Annotated in this window: 1 protein-coding gene; it reads left to right on the top strand. The window is 38.9% G+C overall.

Annotation, left to right across the window (positions count from 1 at the left end):
• Window positions 1-67: 67 nt before the first annotated feature.
• Complete coding sequence (locus tag ACT3RM_RS17935) at window positions 68-1,168, top strand: ISAs1 family transposase (RefSeq protein WP_192543258.1); 1,101 nt, start codon at window positions 68-70, stop codon at window positions 1,166-1,168.
• Window positions 1,169-1,194: the final 26 nt, after the last annotated feature.

Here is a 1,194-nt window from a genome sequence, read left to right as displayed (position 1 = left end):
CAGGGCGGGATCGCACTTTAAATAAAAATATGATCTAATAGAGAAAATTCACTTATAGCATTCAATTTTGAGCATCTTAGACCACCTTACTGTTATTGAAGAAACACGTTCTGATATCAACCAAAAACATAATCTAATTGATGTTATGTTCTTGATAATTACAGCCATATCCTCAGGATGTGAGGGATGGCAAGATATTGAAATTTATGGTGATGAAAAGCTATCATGGCTCAGACAGTACCGAGCTTTCAGACATGGTATCCCTCGGCGGCATACGATAGCACGTATACTACGCAGTGTTGTTGCGGAATCCTTATTAGAAGCTTTAGCCTTGTGGTTAAATGAACAGCGCCAGTCATTAAATAAACCCATTATTGCCTTTGATGGCAAGGTGCTACGCGGCTCTTATCGAAATGATAGAAAAACAGCACTGCAATTAGTAACGGCGTACGATACTGAGCGAGGGTTAGTATTGAGTCAAAAACCGACAAAAACAAAAAACGGCGAAATAAGTGTTGTTCGTCAAATGCTTGATATACTTGATGTAAAAGGAAGTGTCATCACGATGGATGCACTTCATTGCCAACGTGAAACACTCGAAATAATTTCAGATAAAAAGGCACATGTAGTTGTTCAGGTTAAGAAAAATCAACCCAAATTGTTTGATGCTGTATCGAATTCATTTCAAGCAGTATTTGATGCAAATAAAGAAAAAGTCGTCACACACATTAAGCAAGAGATCCATGGTCGCAAAGAAGAGCGCTACGTCTATCAATTAAAAGCGAACCTGCCGACAGAGCTTGCACAGAAGTGGCCAACAATAAGAAGTATAATCGCAGTTGAACGCCACAGAACAGTAAAGAATAAGTGCAGTATAGACACGTCGTATTACATAAGTTCAATGTCACCTAAACACAAAATGCTAGGGCATTATATACGGCAACATTGGCGTATTGAAAATAGCCAGCATTATGTTTTAGATGTTGTTTTCAAAGAAGATGATTCAAGAATAGCGTTAGAGGGTGCAGTTGAAAACATCGCTTTATTTAGGCGCTTTGTAATGAACATTTTGAGGCAATGCGAATGCGGGGCCCCAAGTCAACGTAGCAAAATCAAAAAGGCAAGCTGGAGTGATGATTATCGGGCGAGAATATTTTTTGGATTATAAATTAATCAAAGTATGCTCCCGCCCTG

This window comes from Pseudoalteromonas sp. AOP7-A1-14, from assembly GCF_052376275.1.
Taxonomy (GTDB): Bacteria; Pseudomonadota; Gammaproteobacteria; order Enterobacterales; family Alteromonadaceae; genus Pseudoalteromonas.
The sequence above is the reverse complement of the archived record's forward strand: the minus strand, read 5'-3'. Positions and strand labels throughout refer to the sequence as shown.